This window comes from Psychroserpens citreus (assembly GCF_055686305.1).
In genome coordinates this window covers 1,009,197-1,024,844 of the sequence record NZ_CM145999.1, presented here as the reverse complement: position 1 = coordinate 1,024,844, position 15,648 = coordinate 1,009,197, and the positions used below count along the sequence as shown (strand labels likewise).

Sequence of the window (15,648 nt, the reverse complement as noted above, 5' to 3'; positions counted from 1 at the left end):
TTATAAAGACACATTAAAAGTGAACTTAGCAGCAATATTATCTGCTATGGAAGGTAAATGATAACCTCCATAACGATAGGCGAAACTCAACCCAAATCCAAAAAGTAATTTATTAAGCTCAAACCCAGCTTCAGAATAGCCTTTATTTAAGGTTCCAAATTCAATATTTTGATGACGATTAATGTTGTGCATATCTCCTAGGGCCATTCTAGAGATGAGTACCAGTTGAGGTCTATAACGCTCAGTAATTTTAAATGGTTTTACAAAATGTTTAATTTGGAGCGTTGCAAAGCGATCTGAAAAGAACTCATTAAAATACATGGTTTCAAAGCTGTTAATTCCTGCTACCGAAAATCGTTGAAGAATAGTTTCTTTAGTAATATTATTTGGATAGGCATGGTATAAATGTGTTAAAGGTGTTTTTCCTGTGGCAAATCCACTTGTTAAAATGGCTTCGGTAAATACATCATCATTAAAAATAAAACGTTGTACAGTTCTAAAATCTATTTTCGAAAAATTAAAATCGCCCTTTAAAACGTTTTTAAAACTTTGAGTATACTGTAACGAAAATTTTGGATATCCATTTTTGACTTCTTTGGTAATGCCTTCGGAAATTTCAAAATCACTAAATGGGCTCCATTGTAAGGAGATTTTAGCCAAACTCACATCAAAATTTGTAAACGAATTGCCATTAATATTGAAGCTATAATTATAAGTTGGGTCTATTTTACTAATAGATAGTTCAGTTTCAGATAAAAGATGATTAGAAAATTGATGCTCTAAAGAAATCGCTTTTGTGATGTGTTTATGAAATAGATCGATATTTAATAAGCGTGGCTCAAAGAAAGAGAAGAAACGCTTATCTGTTAAAAATGTTGAGCTACCCGTTTCTTGTAAATCATCTGTATAAGACAAGTTTACCCAAGTGTTTGTGGCTTCATTAATTCTAAAACCGCCACCAATTTTATATTTAAACCGATGATCTAGAAATCCATAAACTGCATAACTATTTAAGCGATATCGTTTAGAGAAACTGTCGTTAGTTTCACCACCAAGCCCAGTTCTTAGTCCTTCATATTGATTGTATTTGACTAAATAGCGCATATCAATATTTAGGAATTTTGTAGGGAAAAACCCATTACCTAATTGTCTTAAAAATTCTCTTTTGCTCAAAGAGTCACTTTTTGTAGTCGTAGAATCTTTAAATGTGTTTGGGTTTTGCGAATGTAAAGCACAAGTAAATAGCGTAATGAAAATTAAGCAACAAATCTTATGCATTTAGAAATTAGAATAAAATGGATTAATAAAAAAAGCGACATTCATACGTCGCTTTTTGAGATTTATACGGTCATGATTTCGTTTTCCTTGACTTCAAAAATTTCGTCTATTCTTTTAACGTACTTGTCTGTCATTTGTTGTATGTCTATTTCAGCATTTTTTTGAAGATCCTCAGATACATCGTCTAAATTCTTAATATCGTTATTAGCCTCTTTACGAGCATTACGAACACCAACTTTGGCATCTTCAGCTTCAGCTTTCGCCTGTTTTGATAAATCTCGACGGCGTTCTTCAGTTAAAGGCGGAACATTGATAATGATACTTTCTCCATTACTCATTGGATTAAAACCTAAATTGGCAACCATAATACCACGCTCAATTTCTTGAAGCATACTTTTTTCCCATGGCTGCACTGTAATAGTTCGTCCATCTGGTGTGTTGACATTGGCTACTTGATTTAATGGTGTTTGTGTTCCATAATAATCTACCATTACACTTCCAAGCATTGCTGGACTTGCTTTTCCAGCTCTAATGTTTACAAATTGTTTTTCCAAATGCTTTAATGCAGCATCCATGGCTTCTTTGGCCGTATCTAATATAAATGTGATGTCTTCGTTCATAGTTAAAACTTTAATTTGTAAAATGCTTACCAAAAAATAAGCCAAACATTATAAATTCACTTTAGTTCCTATATTTTCTCCAGAAACTACTTTCAGTAAGTTTCCTTTTTTATTCATATCGAATACAATAATTGGGAGCTTATTTTCTTGACTTAAGGTGAACGCTGTAGTATCCATAACTTTAAGTCCTTTTCGCAATACATCATCAAACGATATATGATCAAATTTAACAGCATTTAAATCTTTTTCCGGATCTGCGGTATATATTCCATCTACACGTGTGCCTTTTAAAATCACATCGGCTTCAATTTCTATAGCTCTTAGTACAGCTGCAGAATCTGTTGTGAAATATGGGTTACCTGTTCCTCCGCCAAAAATCACTACACGTCCTTTATTGAGATGACTCATTGCTTTTCGTCTAATGAAAGGCTCTGCGACTTCATTAATTTTAATAGCTGTTTGTAAACGTGTTTTTACACCAGCGTCTTCCAATGCATTTTGTAAGGCTAAGCCATTAATTACTGTGGCTAACATTCCCATGTGATCTCCTTGAACACGATCCATTCCATTCATGGCACCAGCTACACCTCTAAAAATATTTCCTCCACCTATAACAATGGCAACTTCAACGCCTAAGTCTGTTATTTCTTTGATGTCTTTAGCATATTCTGCTAAACGTTCTGGGTCAATGCCATATTGGCGAGATCCCATTAAGGCTTCACCAGATAATTTAAGTAGGATTCTTTTGTATTTCATGTTTTACATTGAAAGTTTAGCAAATATAATCATTATTGTAATTTACAAAAGTAGAATTTAGATATAAAAAAACCTCTCAAGAATTGAGAGGTTAATTTTATATAAAGAATGATAAATAGGATTATCCTACTGTAGCACGTTTAAATCCAGTTACAGCTACATCGCCGTAAGATTCTACATATTGAGCAACAGTTTTCTTTTCATCTTTGATAAACTTCTGATCTAATAAACATTGTTCTTGATCTAAAGTGGTGTTATCAGAGATAAAACGCTCCATTTTACCTGGTAAAATTCTATCCCAGATTTGCTCTGGTTTACCCTCAGCTTTTAATTCTGCCTTAGCAGCTTCTTCAGCTTGAGCTAAAACTTCAGGAGTTAATTGTGCCATAGAAATGTATTGAGGTACATTTTTTAAGGTCTTTCCTAAACGTCCTAATTCGATATTATCTTTTTCGATAACTGCAATTCTAGCTTCAGTTTCAGAAGCTACATAAGCTGGGTCAAAGTCTTTGTATGATAATGTAGTTGCTCCCATTGAAGCTACTTGCATTGCTACATCTTTAACCAATACTTCAGCATTATCCACTTTTGCAGATAAACCAACTAAAGCGGCAATCTTGTTAATATGAACATATTGTCCAACATAAGGTGCATCTAACTTTTCAAAAGCAGTGATGTCTAATTTTTCACCGATAACTCCAGTTTGTTCTGTTAGCTTTTCAGCAACAGTCATTCCACCAAAATCAGCAGCTAAAAACTCCTCTTTAGTATTATAATTTAATGCGACTTCAGCTAATTGATTAGCTAATGCTACGAAGTTTTCGTTCTTTCCAACGAAATCAGTCTCACATCCTAATACAATAGCAACACCAGACGTGTTGTCTGCATTAATTTTTGCAATTGCAGCACCTTCAGAAGAGTCTCTATCAGCTCTCTTTTCTGCAACTTTTTGTCCTTTTTTACGAAGTACTTCAATGGCTTTATCAAAATCACCTCCAGCTTCAACTAGGGCTTTTTTACAATCCATCATACCTGCTCCAGTAGCTTGTCTTAATTTATTTACTTCTGCAGCTGTAATTTTTACAGTATTTTCCATAGTGTTATAAAATTTAAAAAAGTCGTTTAATTTAAAATTTCCGAAGAAAACAACTAAACGACTTATTTATATTGTGTAATTGTTATTTATTCTTCTTCATTAGCGGCAACTGGTGCAGCTACTTCAGCTTTTTTCTCAACCTTTGCTTCAGCTTTCACTTCTTTTTTCGCTGCTGGTGATTTTTCACTTTTAGCGTCTTTTTGAGCTTTGTCTGACTTTCTTTCGGCCAAACCATCAGCTACAGCCGATGTGACTACAGACATAATTTTGTCAATAGATTTAGAAGCATCATCATTTGATGGAATCAAATAATCTACTTCACGAGGGTCAGAGTTTGTATCTACCATTGCGAAGATTGGAATGTTCAATTTCTGTGCTTCTTTAATGGCAATATGCTCACGTTTAATATCTACTACAAATAACGCGCCAGGTAAACGTGTCATGTCAGAAATAGAACCTAAGTTCTTTTCTAATTTAGCTCTCTGACGATCTACTTGTAAACGTTCTTTCTTAGATAACGAGTTGAATGTTCCATCTTTCTTCATACGATCAATCATTGCCATTTTTTTAACAGCTTTTCTAATTGTTACGAAGTTGGTTAGCATTCCACCTGGCCATCTTTCAGTAATGTAAGGCATGTTTACAGCACCTGCTTTTTCAGCAACGATGTCTTTTGCTTGTTTTTTTGTAGCAACAAATAAAATTTTCTTTCCAGAAGCTGCAATCTTATGAAGTGCTTCTCCAGTTTCTTGAATTTTTGCTTGCGTTTTGTAAAGGTTGATGATATGGATACCGTTACGTTCCATATAAATGTAAGGAGCCATGTTTGGATCCCATTTTCTGGTCAAGTGTCCAAAGTGTACACCTGCTTCTAGTAAGTCTTTAACTTCTACTGATTCCATGTTGTAATTGTTTACGTTCTTTTAAATTAGCAATGATTAAGTGGTTGCTTTCGCTCGCCTCAATCATTTAGATGCTAAACTGCACCTGAACTCGTTTCAGGATTTTTAATGTAAAGCTGTTCTGATGTGTTTGACCAGAACAGCTTTAAGATTTTTATATTCCGAAGAAAATTCAGAATAATAAAAAAGGATAGGATTAACGTTTCGAGAATTGGAATTTCTTCCTTGCTTTCTTCTGACCGAACTTCTTACGTTCAACCATACGAGGGTCTCTAGTTAATAATCCTTCTGGCTTTAATATTAGTCTGTTTTCTGCATCAATCTCACACATTGCACGAGATAATGCTAAACGGATCGCTTCGGCTTGGCCTGTAATACCACCACCGTAAACGTTTACTGTAATATCAAAGTTGCCATCATTGTTAGTCATAGCTAAAGGTTGGTTTACCTTGTACTGCAATGTTGCAGTAGGAAAATAAACCGCCATGTCTTTTTTGTTCACCGTGATGTTTCCTTTTCCTTTGGCAACATACACACGAGCAACAGCCGTCTTTCTACGGCCAATTTTGTGAATTACTTCCATTAGTTAACTTTGTTTAAGTCGATTGTTTTAGGCTTTTGAGCTTCATGTTTGTGCTCAGAACCTACAACAACATTTAAATTACGGAATAAATCTGCACCTAGTTTGTTTTTAGGGAGCATTCCTTTTACTGATTTTTCTACGATTCTTGCAGGATCTTTTCCAAACAATTCATTCGCAGATAAACTTCTTTGACCACCTGGGTAACCTGTGTGACGAATGTACGTTTTGTCATTCCACTTGTTTCCTGATAAGTTGATTTTTTCTGCATTGATAACAATAACGTTATCTCCACAATCAACATGTGGTGTGAAGTTAGGCTTGTGTTTACCTCTTAAAAGTATTGCTACTTTAGAAGCTAAACGACCTAGCGTTTGATTCTCAGCATCAACTAAAACCCACTCTTTATTAACAGTAGCTTTGTTTGCTGAAATCGTTTTGTAGCTTAATGTGTCCACACTTATTGATTTTGTTATTAAACATTCCTCTCTCGAAAAGAGTTTGCAAATTTACGATTAAATATTTGATTACCAAATCCTATTTAAGCAATATTTCGATTGTAATCAAAAATATTTTTTTGATCCTATGTCATTGATGATTAATGGTTTCGTTAAAATTTTCTGAAACATAACAATTTAATGTAACAATCAACTTAAATTGAAGTCTTTAGAATAACAACCTAATCAATCAAATCAATGAGAATCCTTTCTCTCCTAGCTACATTATTGTGTAGTACCACCATTGTATATGCTCAAAATGATTCTATTCCAAAGCGTGTATATACCACAGCGCCAGTTAACGATCTAGCATCTCCTACCATCGATGCCATTTTAGATGAGCCCGTTTGGGACATTGTCGAATGGACATCTGATTATGTTGAATTTCAACCTGATGTTGGTACTCCGCCTTCTGAACAAACCAAAATGAAGATTGTGTACGATGATAAAAATTTGTATGTGGCCTTTAAGTGTTATCAAGCAGATCCATCAACAATTGAAAAGCGAATGGGTAGACGTGATGACTTTCCAGGAGATTGGGTCGAAATCAATTTAGGAAGCTATAATGATGATAGAACAGGTTTTTCATTTACCATTTCTGCTTCTGGAGTAAAAGGTGACGAATTTATATCGGATAATGGAAATTTTGATAGCAGCTGGAACCCAATATGGTATGCCGATACAAAAATTGATGATGATGGTTGGACTGCCGAAATTCGAATTCCTTTGAGTCAGTTGCGTTTTGGAGATTCTCAAGACCAAGTTTGGGGCTTGCAATCAACACGTCGTTATTTTAATAATGAAGAACGTTCTACGTGGCAACCTTTACCTGCAAATCCACCAGGTTGGGTAAGTGAATTTGGTGAGCTACGTGGTCTCGTTGGTCTAAAACCTCAGAAACAACTCGAAATACAGCCTTATACGGTAGCGCAATTAGATACCTATCAAGCTGAACCAGGAAACCCATTTCGTGATGGAAGTGATACCAAACTCACAGGTGGCTTGGATGCTAAAATTGGAATTACAAATGACCTTACAGTTGATTTGACTATTAATCCAGATTTTGGACAAGTAGACGCCGATCCAGGCGCCATTGCCTTGGATGGATTTGAGATTTTCTTTCAGGAACGACGACCGTTCTTTGTGGAGAATAAAAACGTATTTGACTTTAGAGTTGGTGGTGGTCGAGATAATGTGTTCTTCTCAAGACGAATTGGACGAACGCCTCAAGGATTCACTACTGCCGATGGAAGTTTAGGTGAATATGAAGATATTCCAAATTTCACTACAATACTTGGTGCTGCAAAATTTAGTGGTAAAACAAAAAATGGATGGGCTATCGGGCTCTTAGAAAGTATCACAGCAAAAGAGTATGCAGATATCGAATTAGATGAGCGCGATGATGTGATTAATAGTTTGCCCGAAGTAGGTGTACGTCGTGAAGAACTCGTAGAGCCTTTTACTAATTATTTAGTCGCAAGAGCTCAAAAAGATTTTAACGATCGTAATTCTTATATAGGTGCTATTGTAACGTCTACAAATCGAAAACTGGAAGGTAATTTAGATTTCTTAAGAAAGAGTGCTTACACTGGAGGTGTCGATTTTAGACACAATTGGAAAGATCGTAGATATTACATTCAAGGAAATCTCACATTGAGTAATGTAAATGGAAGTAAAGAAGCTATTACCAATACACAAACCTCACTAACGCATTTGTTTCAACGAACCGATGCAAGTCATGTAGATGTTGATCCCAATAAAACATCGCTTACAGGAACTGGTGGCCGATTAGAATTTGGGCAACGTGGTAGCGATAAATGGCGATATACTATCGGTGGAAATTGGAAATCCCCAGAATTAGAACTTAACGATATCGGGTTTTTGCGTCAGGCAGATATCATCTCTCAATATGCTAATGTGAGGCGCCTATTTAATAAACCTACAAGTTGGTTTAGACGCGCCAATATTGGTTTGGAACAATTTACCCAATATGATTTTGAGGGGAATTATAATAGGATTCAGTATGAAATGAGTGGTAATATTAACTTTATAAACAACTGGTTTGCCGATTTTGGAGCTGCTCATAAACCGAGAATTTTTAGTAATACGGTGTTAAGAGGTGGTCCAAGATGGCGTTGGAATGAAGAGAATTTTTGGTATATGTTTGTTGGGACAGATCAACGTAAAAAGCTAAGTACTACTTTAGGATATGTGAATTCAAGAGCAAAACAAAATAACTTTTCTTTAGATCGTTATGAGTTACGTTTTAGATATCAGCCATTAAATTCATTGAGTATGTCGTTAAATTTTCAGTATGAAGAAAACCCGAACAAAACACAATATGTTACCGAATCTGATTTCAATGGAACACCTCGTTATATATTAGGTGAAATAGATAATGAAAGTTTAAGTGCTACTTTGAGAGTAAACTATAATATTAATCCAAATTTGACCATTCAATATTACGGGCAACCTTTTATATTTAAAGCAAAGTATTCCAACTTTAATTTTGTAAATAATCCTACAGCCAAAAATATAAATGAGCGAGTTACTTGGTATGGTGCTAATCAAATTACCTTTGAAGATGGTGCTTACAGTGTTGATGAAGATTTAAACGGAACATCAGATTACAGTTTTGGAGACCCAGATTTTGCCTTCGTACAGTTTAGATCAAATTTGGTAGTACGATGGGAATATATTCCTGGTTCAGAAATATTTTTAGTCTGGTCACAAGGTATCACAGGTCTTGGTGATGTCAATAATGATTTTGGAGCCATTATCGATAATCAGATATTTAATCAGAAACCCGAAAACACCTTTTTAATTAAAGCGACGTATCGTTTTGTTTTGTAAAAAATGTCTATTTTAGTCTATAACACATCTGCAAGGTAAACCTTCAGTTTTAAATGTAGTTCCTTGCTCAGTAGTTGTGCCACTAGTCACTTTTAACCAAAAGGCTTTGGTGTCATCGTCTGGGTCCTCAGTTGAAGTATGAAACCATACATTGTCTCCAAGTCCTAGGAAATCATCATTAATATCACGGTTACCAGAAGGTAAGGCAGAAAATCCGCTAGAATTGGTTGCATTATCTGGTGAGTTATTCCATCCTGCCAAAGACTTCATTGCTTCAGCAGCAGTAGAAGAACCACCTAAAGAATTAACAAGAGAACTCCATTCATTTTTTGAAGGTATATGCCAACCTTGAGGGCATAGTTTCCCAGTTTCAACAGTAAACCAATTATATAACTTACCATGAACAGCACCTAAGGCACTATCATTATTATAATATGCCCAACTTCCTGTAGTTAAATTATTCCAATCTGTTAAATCTGTTGTATTGGCAATTGGAGTATTGTCATTATAATTGGCAGTATCTAAATTTTGTACAGTCCAACAAGTTCCATTAATACTAACGGTGTCATAAGTGTTGCCATCAACATCAACAATTTGGTCACCACAAGACCAGACATCAGGCGTGTTATTATCATCATTATCATTGCTGCACGAAAGTAAGCTTCCAAAGGCTACAAAAAATAGAACAATAAGGTGAGTTTGAGTTTTCATAATATGGGGATTTAAGTTTAAAATCTCATGTTACTACATGCGTATGTATTGATTTTGAACAGTTTAGTATATTTTAAATATATAAAAAAAAGAGAATATACCTATTTGTGCTACTTTTTTTTTCGCTAAAAAGCACTTTTTATTGTTTTAAGGTATCTAAAGATTAACGGTTGCACGCTGCAAACGATCGTTGATAGATTTCCCTAATCCAAAATCTGGGAAGCGTTCCGCAATAATAATATCTAAGTCTTGCTTATCAAGTTGATGCAAAGCATCATACAATTTTGAAGCTGCTTCTTGTAAATTGTTAGTTTCAGATAATATAATCTGAAATGTTATAGAATGATCAGTTTTAACATTCTGAAAAGCCAACACACCAATATGTTTGCCTTGATATTGTGCTATCGCTTCAGATATATCATCGACTAAGATTGTTTGAGTTGAAGGGGCATAATGGCGCTCCAGCATGCCTGGAGCATCAGGTGCATTTTCCTTTTTGTTTTTTACTGAAATTGGTCCGACTACATTTTCAATGGCTTCAATAGATGTAGATCCCAAACGGTAGATTATAGGTTCGTCATTTTCAAACCCAATAATGGTAGATTCGATACCACGCTGACAATGACCACCGTCGAGTACCATTTGAATATCGTTTTCAAAATAATCATTGACATGTTGAGCAGTTGTAGGGCTTATACTTCCAAACGGATTTGCGCTTGGTGCCGCTATCGGAAAATCTAATTGGTTTAATAATTCAAGAGTTAAAGGATGATTAGGTATACGAACCGCAACCGTATTCTTTCCTGCCGTAATTAAATCAGGTATAGTTGAATGCTTTGGAAGTACAAGCGTCAAAGGTCCAGGCCAAAATGCCTCTGCTAATAGTTTGGCTTTTTCTGGGATGTGCTTTACGATATCTGATAGCACATCAGTCGATGGAATATGTACAATTAGCGGATTAAAAAACGGACGCTGCTTGGTCTCAAAAATGGATGTAATTGCCGTTTCAGAATAAATATTACCTGCTAATCCATAAACTGTTTCGGTTGGAATAGCAACGATTTGTTCTGAAGTTAGTAGCTCAACTGCTTTTGATATGTCCTTAGAAATGATACTCATAACCTGTTTCGATTTGCAATATTACTCTAAAAAATCAAAATGAGATGTAAGATGAAGGCTAATATGCTCATATATTTGATTCTAACGCTAGAGCAGTAAATTTTGACTATTTTTGCAAAAGGATGAGCGAATTAAGACTTTCAGATTGGTTGCCTACCACAAATAAAGAAGTAAAGATACGTGGTTGGGATGCACTAGACGTTATTTTGTTTAGCGGCGATGCCTATGTAGATCACCCAACGTTTGGGCCTGCAGTCATCGGACGCTTGCTTGAAAGTTTCGGGTTGAGAGTGGCTATAGTCCCGCAGCCTAGTGTTCATGATAATCTTCAAGATTTTACAAAACTTGGTGCGCCAAAATTATTCTTTGGTGTTACAGGTGGTTGTATGGATCCTATGATTTCTAACTATAATGCTAATAAAAAGCGTCGTGATAAAGATGCGTACACACCAAATGGTGATATTGGGTTTCGACCTGATTATGCGACGACAGTATACTCCAAAATTTTAAAAGAGAAATGGCCAGATGTACCCATTTTAATAGGTGGCATTGAAGCGTCATTGCGTCGTGTTACACATTATGATTATTGGAGTGATACCTTAATGCCTACTATTTTAGAAAGTTCAAAAGCCGATTTGTTGGTTTATGGAATGGGAGAACAACCCTTACGAGAAGTCGTACGCTTAATGCAGAAAGGTGTGCCATTTTCAAGTATAACTACGGTGAAGCAAACAGCTGTACTTTTACAAAAAGATGCCAAAATTCCAAAAAATAGTAATTGGGATGATGTTGAAATTGCGTCACATGAAGTGTGTTTAAAAGATAAGAAACAATATGCTTCTAATTTCAAAATTATAGAGCAAGAATCAAATAAACTGGCAGCGAGACGTATTTTTCAAAAGGTTGGTGATAAAACCTTAATGATTAATCCGCCGTATCCTACGATGACCGAAGCCGAAATTGATGCGTCTTTCGAGTTACCATATACGCGATTGCCACATCCAAAATATAACAAGCGAGGTCCAATTCCTGCTTATGAAATGATTAAGTTCTCAATCAACATCCATCGAGGTTGTTTTGGTGGTTGTAGCTTCTGTACTATTTCGGCACATCAAGGCAAATTCATTGCGTCTCGAAGTCAGGAATCTGTATTGCGAGAAGTTGATACAGTTGCGAATATGCCTGATTTTAAAGGCTATTTGAGTGATATTGGTGGTCCTAGTGCCAATATGTATAAAATGAAAGGTAAAATACAGTCTATATGCGACAAATGCGTCGCACCAAGTTGTATTTCGCCTGTGATTTGTAGTAATTTAGATACGTCGCATAAACCGCTAACCGATTTATATCAGGCGGTCGATAGTCATCCAAAAGTGAAGAAATCCTTTATAGGTTCAGGAATTCGCCATGATATGTTGGTTCCTGAATTCAATAAAAATGCAGACCCGAAAGAGCTCGATGACTATACGGAAGAAGTGATGACCAAACACGTCTCCGGCCGACTTAAAGTAGCGCCAGAACATACCAGTGATCCTGTGTTGAAACTCATGCGGAAGCCGTCGTTTAGTTACTTTCATAAGTTTAAAGAACGTTTTGATAAAATCAATATCAAGAAAGGTTTGAAGCTACAGCTTATCCCATATTTTATATCCAATCATCCAGCATGCGAAGCGGAAGACATGGCCAATTTAGCTGCCGAAACCAAAGATATGGGCTTCCAGTTAGAGCAAGTGCAAGGCTTTACACCAACACCTATGACGGTTGCGACGGTTATTTATTATAGTGGCTATCATCCGTATACCTTAAAAAAGGTGAACACACCTAAAACACGAAAAGAGAAGGATGAGCAACATCGTTTTTTCTTTTGGTATAAAGACGAAAACAAAGCTTGGATTAGAAAGACCTTAAATAAGCTTGGGCGCCAAGATTTATTAGACGTCTTACTTCCTAAAAAAGATGAAAAGTGGCGTAAAAACAAACCGAAAGGTGAAGCCAAAAACACCTTTAATGATGCTGTGCCTTTTAACCAGAGGAAAAACAAGGTTAAGTATAAGGGGAAGAAGAAGCGGAGGAGGTAAGATATATCTACTTTGTTAATAGAATTTTATAACTACGAGTATATTTATTTTTCAATACTTAATAATGTTTTAAATTTGAAATATTTAAACATAATTGAAAAAAAATAAATATTTTAATTTTTTTATATTTGCATATATGCAAATAATTGTTCATTTTTACAAAAATTTTGCAATATGTTGTATTGGAATTATCATGCTAAATGTTTGTTGAAGGCGCAATTAAAGTTAAGAGGAATATCAAATTCTGATTTAGCTGAAATGTTTACGAAAGCTGGAGTAGAAGAAACAAAATCGGGTATTGATAGTAAAATAAGTCGAGGTTCATTCAGTGCATCATTTTTTTTACAAGCGCTGGCTCTAATTGGCTGTGAAAAAATTGAAATTAAGGATTATCAGAATCAAATGAGTTTGGCAGCAGAACCCGATGCCAATTATGGGTTATAATTTGAAAAATAACCATATAAAAGTACTTTTAAGAGAATAAAGAATTATGACTGAAAACAAAAAACCTACTGTTGCTGGATTATTTTCTGGTTGTGGAGGATTAGATTTAGGTTTTATACAAGCAGGATTTGATGTTGTTTGGGCAAACGACTTTTTTAAAGATGCTGTTGAAACATATAAAAAGAATATTAGCGAACATATTGTATTGGGAGATATAACTAAAATCCCTAGTTCTGATATTCCTAATGATTTTGACATACTTCTTGGTGGGTTTCCTTGTCAAGGGTTTTCTATCGCTAACATAAAGCGCTCAATGAAAGATGAACGTAATTTTCTATACAAGGAAATGCTTCGTGTAATTAAAGATAAGAGGCCTAAATATTTTTTAGCTGAAAATGTTAAAGGACTTTTATCAATGCAGAAAGGTAAAGTCATTGAGATGATTATTAATGATTTTCAAGAAATTGGTTACGATGTTGACTATAGACTTTTACGAGCGTCTGATTATGGAGTCCCACAACATAGAGAACGAGTTGTAATTATTGGAAATAGACTGGGGTTGAAAAATCCTTTTCCAAAGAAAACCCATGGTGATGATGAAGACCTATTACCTTACGTTTCTACAAAAGAAACCGTTGGGTTTCTTGCAGATGCTAGAATACGAGATGTTGATTTTAAATTAAACGGAAAAACAATAATTAATCACAAAGCTAGGACTAATGTACATGATAAGTTTTGGGGAAGAAAACACAAAGTTAATCAACATGATATTTGTGATTATTTAAAGCATTGGAGAAATATAAGTGGTTGGAGCACTAAAAGGGTCGACCAACACTTTGGATATGCACATACTGCAGGTCATTGGTTTAGAAAAGATAATAATTCTGGGAGTATACCAAATCCAAGTGATTGGTGGGAATTAAAGAAAATATTAGGGTTTGATGACAAGTATGATGTACAAGTTACTGAACTTGAATTAAAACCCATTACCTTTGAACAATCATTAAGGATTAATAATTGGGACACACCTAGTGATACTATTACTGCTACTGGTCCAGAAATTCATCCAAATAGAGAGAGAAGAATGTCAGTTAGAGAATGCGCATTGATACAAACGTTTCCTTTGGATTTTGAATTTGTTGGAAGTTTAGGCAATATGTATAAGCAAATAGGTAATGCTGTCCCTGTCTTAATGGCAAATAAAATAGCTGAAGAAATCAAAAAAGAATTAAGCAAATATGATGAGCAACAAAGAAATAGAACAGTTAGAACTGAAGTACTTAAATAAGTTCTATTACTTTTTAAAATATGCTGAAGATGAGATGATGCTTGGCTTCCAAACCAAAGAAAAGATAAAAGATGATTGGCACGATAAATATGGAACTAATATTTCAAATTTTGCTGTTGGTGCTGAACGTATAATTTATGCTTTGTTTAATGGTAAAGGAGTTGGTCAACCAAATTCTTGCCCTGTGGGTTCTGATATGTTTTTTGAGGTTGATGATGCTTACATTCACATTGATTTAAAAACAGTACAAACCAGGAATATAGGTGATATTACTAGGAGTATCTTTGTAGGAAGAAATCAAAATAGTTATAAAGGTACTATGTTGGTAAATACTAGTGATGGTATTATTGAAAGAGAATACGAGCCTGCTCTACCAACTTTCTATAATAAAGGGAAAGAGACTGAAAAAATATGTCTATCATATTTTGTTACGATTGTTTATGAGGATGTCGATTTAAATATACTTAATATCAATTTAATTTGCATGCCTAATGGAAATTTAGAAAGTCATTACAAAACAAGAGTTTTACAAGCTGGTAAAAACCTTGATAAAACTAGATTTAGGTTTACAAAAGTTCCAAATTTTGAGCTTTTAGAAGGAGAAAAGTCAAGAGTTAAGGTTGTTTATTTTGATAACGAAATGGAGGATGATTTATCAAAAAAGCTTTCTTTTTATAAAGAGATTTATTTAAATCAAGGAGATTTTTAAGTTTTCGAATGCATATTTAAATCATATCTAAATCTTTATATCTTTTCCATTTAAGATTATTGTTTATGTCATAATCTAAGAGGTTGAAATTTACTCTGATAGAACCCCTAGTACTTGAGGTTGTGCTTCTTCCAGCTTGAAAGAAATTTGTTCCTAAAACTGGATTGAACTTTCCATTTGGTACAGAGTAAAGGATTAATTTAAATTTTCTAAATGAATCTAATTCAGAATCTAAATCATAAATAAGTTTAACAAAATAAGTTAAACAAGGTATTTCTCCGTATGTTTTATGGTTATATATTGGAGGTAAATTTGATTGAAAAGTTTTATTTAAATATATCAAGGAATTTTCTGTACAATAAGAACATTGGTTTTTTTGTATGGTAATTTTATTGCCAATAGCGTCTTGATCTGTTTTTAAGACAGCTTTCGCATCAACATGAATTACAGCTTTTGCTGTTTGAAAAATACTGTCTGAGCCTTCTGGTGTTGAGGATAATTCCCAATCTACATTTTTGTATATTAAACTATGAACGATAGATTCTAAACCTTTTTGGATAAAAGTCATATCACCTGTATAATCATGCCAAGAATCTCTAAGTGAATATTGAGATAGTATGTTCTTTGTGAATGTAGTTGCTTTTGTTTCAAATAAGTTTGATATAAAATCAAAATATCTTTTTTCTAATCTATTTATTTCCTCAATATCCATTTACA

General features: G+C 34.5%; 15 protein-coding genes. 5 read left to right on the top strand and 10 right to left on the bottom strand.

The window, feature by feature from the left end:
• The 7 genes from ACTU6T_RS04620 to rplM form a co-directional block, all read right to left on the bottom strand.
• The gene (locus ACTU6T_RS04620) at positions 1 to 1,173 is read right to left on the bottom strand and encodes a DUF5686 family protein (protein ID WP_460220089.1); all 1,173 of its coding nucleotides are present in this window, start codon (positions 1,171 to 1,173) and stop codon (positions 1 to 3) included.
• Between the two features lie 167 nt (positions 1,174 to 1,340).
• Positions 1,341 to 1,898 carry a ribosome recycling factor gene (frr, locus tag ACTU6T_RS04615; RefSeq protein ID WP_460220088.1) on the bottom strand — a complete coding sequence of 186 codons (558 nt, stop codon included), beginning with the start codon at positions 1,896 to 1,898 and terminating at the stop codon, positions 1,341 to 1,343.
• Positions 1,899 to 1,946: 48 nt separating this feature from the next.
• On the bottom strand, positions 1,947 to 2,654 hold the full coding sequence (gene pyrH / locus ACTU6T_RS04610) for a UMP kinase (protein WP_460220087.1): 708 nt from the start codon (positions 2,652 to 2,654) through the stop codon (positions 1,947 to 1,949).
• Positions 2,655 to 2,775: 121 nt separating this feature from the next.
• On the bottom strand, positions 2,776 to 3,750 hold the full coding sequence (gene tsf, locus ACTU6T_RS04605; protein ID WP_460220086.1) for a translation elongation factor Ts: 975 nt from the start codon (positions 3,748 to 3,750) through the stop codon (positions 2,776 to 2,778).
• 86 nt (positions 3,751 to 3,836) lie between these two features.
• Positions 3,837 to 4,652 (bottom strand): 30S ribosomal protein S2, encoded by an 816-nt coding sequence (gene rpsB, locus ACTU6T_RS04600; RefSeq protein WP_460220085.1) that lies wholly within the window; start codon positions 4,650 to 4,652, stop codon positions 3,837 to 3,839.
• A 196-nt stretch (positions 4,653 to 4,848) separates the two neighbouring features.
• Positions 4,849 to 5,235: a 30S ribosomal protein S9 gene (rpsI, locus tag ACTU6T_RS04595; protein ID WP_460220084.1), complete on the bottom strand. Its 387-nt coding sequence runs from the start codon at positions 5,233 to 5,235 to the stop codon at positions 4,849 to 4,851.
• The gene (gene rplM, locus ACTU6T_RS04590) at positions 5,235 to 5,690 is read right to left on the bottom strand and encodes a 50S ribosomal protein L13 (RefSeq protein ID WP_460220083.1); all 456 of its coding nucleotides are present in this window, start codon (positions 5,688 to 5,690) and stop codon (positions 5,235 to 5,237) included. Before rplM ends, rpsI begins: the two co-directional genes overlap by 1 nt.
• A 237-nt stretch (positions 5,691 to 5,927) precedes the next feature.
• Here rplM and ACTU6T_RS04585 point away from each other — a divergent pair, with 237 nt between their 5' ends.
• A complete protein-coding gene (locus tag ACTU6T_RS04585; protein ID WP_460220082.1) occupies positions 5,928 to 8,582 on the top strand; it encodes a DUF5916 domain-containing protein in 2,655 nt (884 codons plus the stop codon).
• Positions 8,583 to 8,594: 12 nt separating this feature from the next.
• Here the strand turns inward: ACTU6T_RS04585 and ACTU6T_RS04580 are convergent, their stop codons facing one another.
• Positions 8,595 to 9,293: an FISUMP domain-containing protein gene (locus ACTU6T_RS04580; protein ID WP_460220081.1), complete on the bottom strand. Its 699-nt coding sequence runs from the start codon at positions 9,291 to 9,293 to the stop codon at positions 8,595 to 8,597.
• A gap of 156 nt (positions 9,294 to 9,449) precedes the next feature.
• The gene (locus ACTU6T_RS04575) at positions 9,450 to 10,412 is read right to left on the bottom strand and encodes an L-threonylcarbamoyladenylate synthase (protein ID WP_460220080.1); all 963 of its coding nucleotides are present in this window, start codon (positions 10,410 to 10,412) and stop codon (positions 9,450 to 9,452) included.
• Between the two features lie 122 nt (positions 10,413 to 10,534).
• Here ACTU6T_RS04575 and ACTU6T_RS04570 point away from each other — a divergent pair, with 122 nt between their 5' ends.
• The 4 genes from ACTU6T_RS04570 (at position 10,535) to ACTU6T_RS04555 (ending at position 14,931) form a co-directional block, all read left to right on the top strand.
• Complete coding sequence (locus ACTU6T_RS04570; RefSeq protein WP_460220079.1) at positions 10,535 to 12,490, top strand: YgiQ family radical SAM protein; 1,956 nt, start codon at positions 10,535 to 10,537, stop codon at positions 12,488 to 12,490.
• A 174-nt stretch (positions 12,491 to 12,664) separates the two neighbouring features.
• Entirely contained in the window at positions 12,665 to 12,934 is a 270-nt protein-coding gene (locus ACTU6T_RS04565) for a DUF6471 domain-containing protein (protein WP_460220078.1), read from the top strand.
• A 46-nt stretch (positions 12,935 to 12,980) separates the two neighbouring features.
• Positions 12,981 to 14,222, top strand: a complete 1,242-nt coding sequence (locus ACTU6T_RS04560; protein WP_460220077.1) for a DNA cytosine methyltransferase — start codon at positions 12,981 to 12,983, stop codon at positions 14,220 to 14,222.
• Positions 14,176 to 14,931, top strand: coding sequence for a PDDEXK family nuclease (locus ACTU6T_RS04555; protein WP_460220076.1), 756 nt, complete (start codon positions 14,176 to 14,178; stop codon positions 14,929 to 14,931). Before ACTU6T_RS04560 ends, ACTU6T_RS04555 begins: the two co-directional genes overlap by 47 nt.
• A gap of 16 nt (positions 14,932 to 14,947) precedes the next feature.
• On the opposite strand, the gene ACTU6T_RS04550 is transcribed toward ACTU6T_RS04555, so the two are convergent.
• Entirely contained in the window at positions 14,948 to 15,643 is a 696-nt protein-coding gene (locus ACTU6T_RS04550) for a PDDEXK family nuclease (protein ID WP_460220075.1), read from the bottom strand.
• Between the last annotated feature and the right edge of the window lie 5 nt (positions 15,644 to 15,648).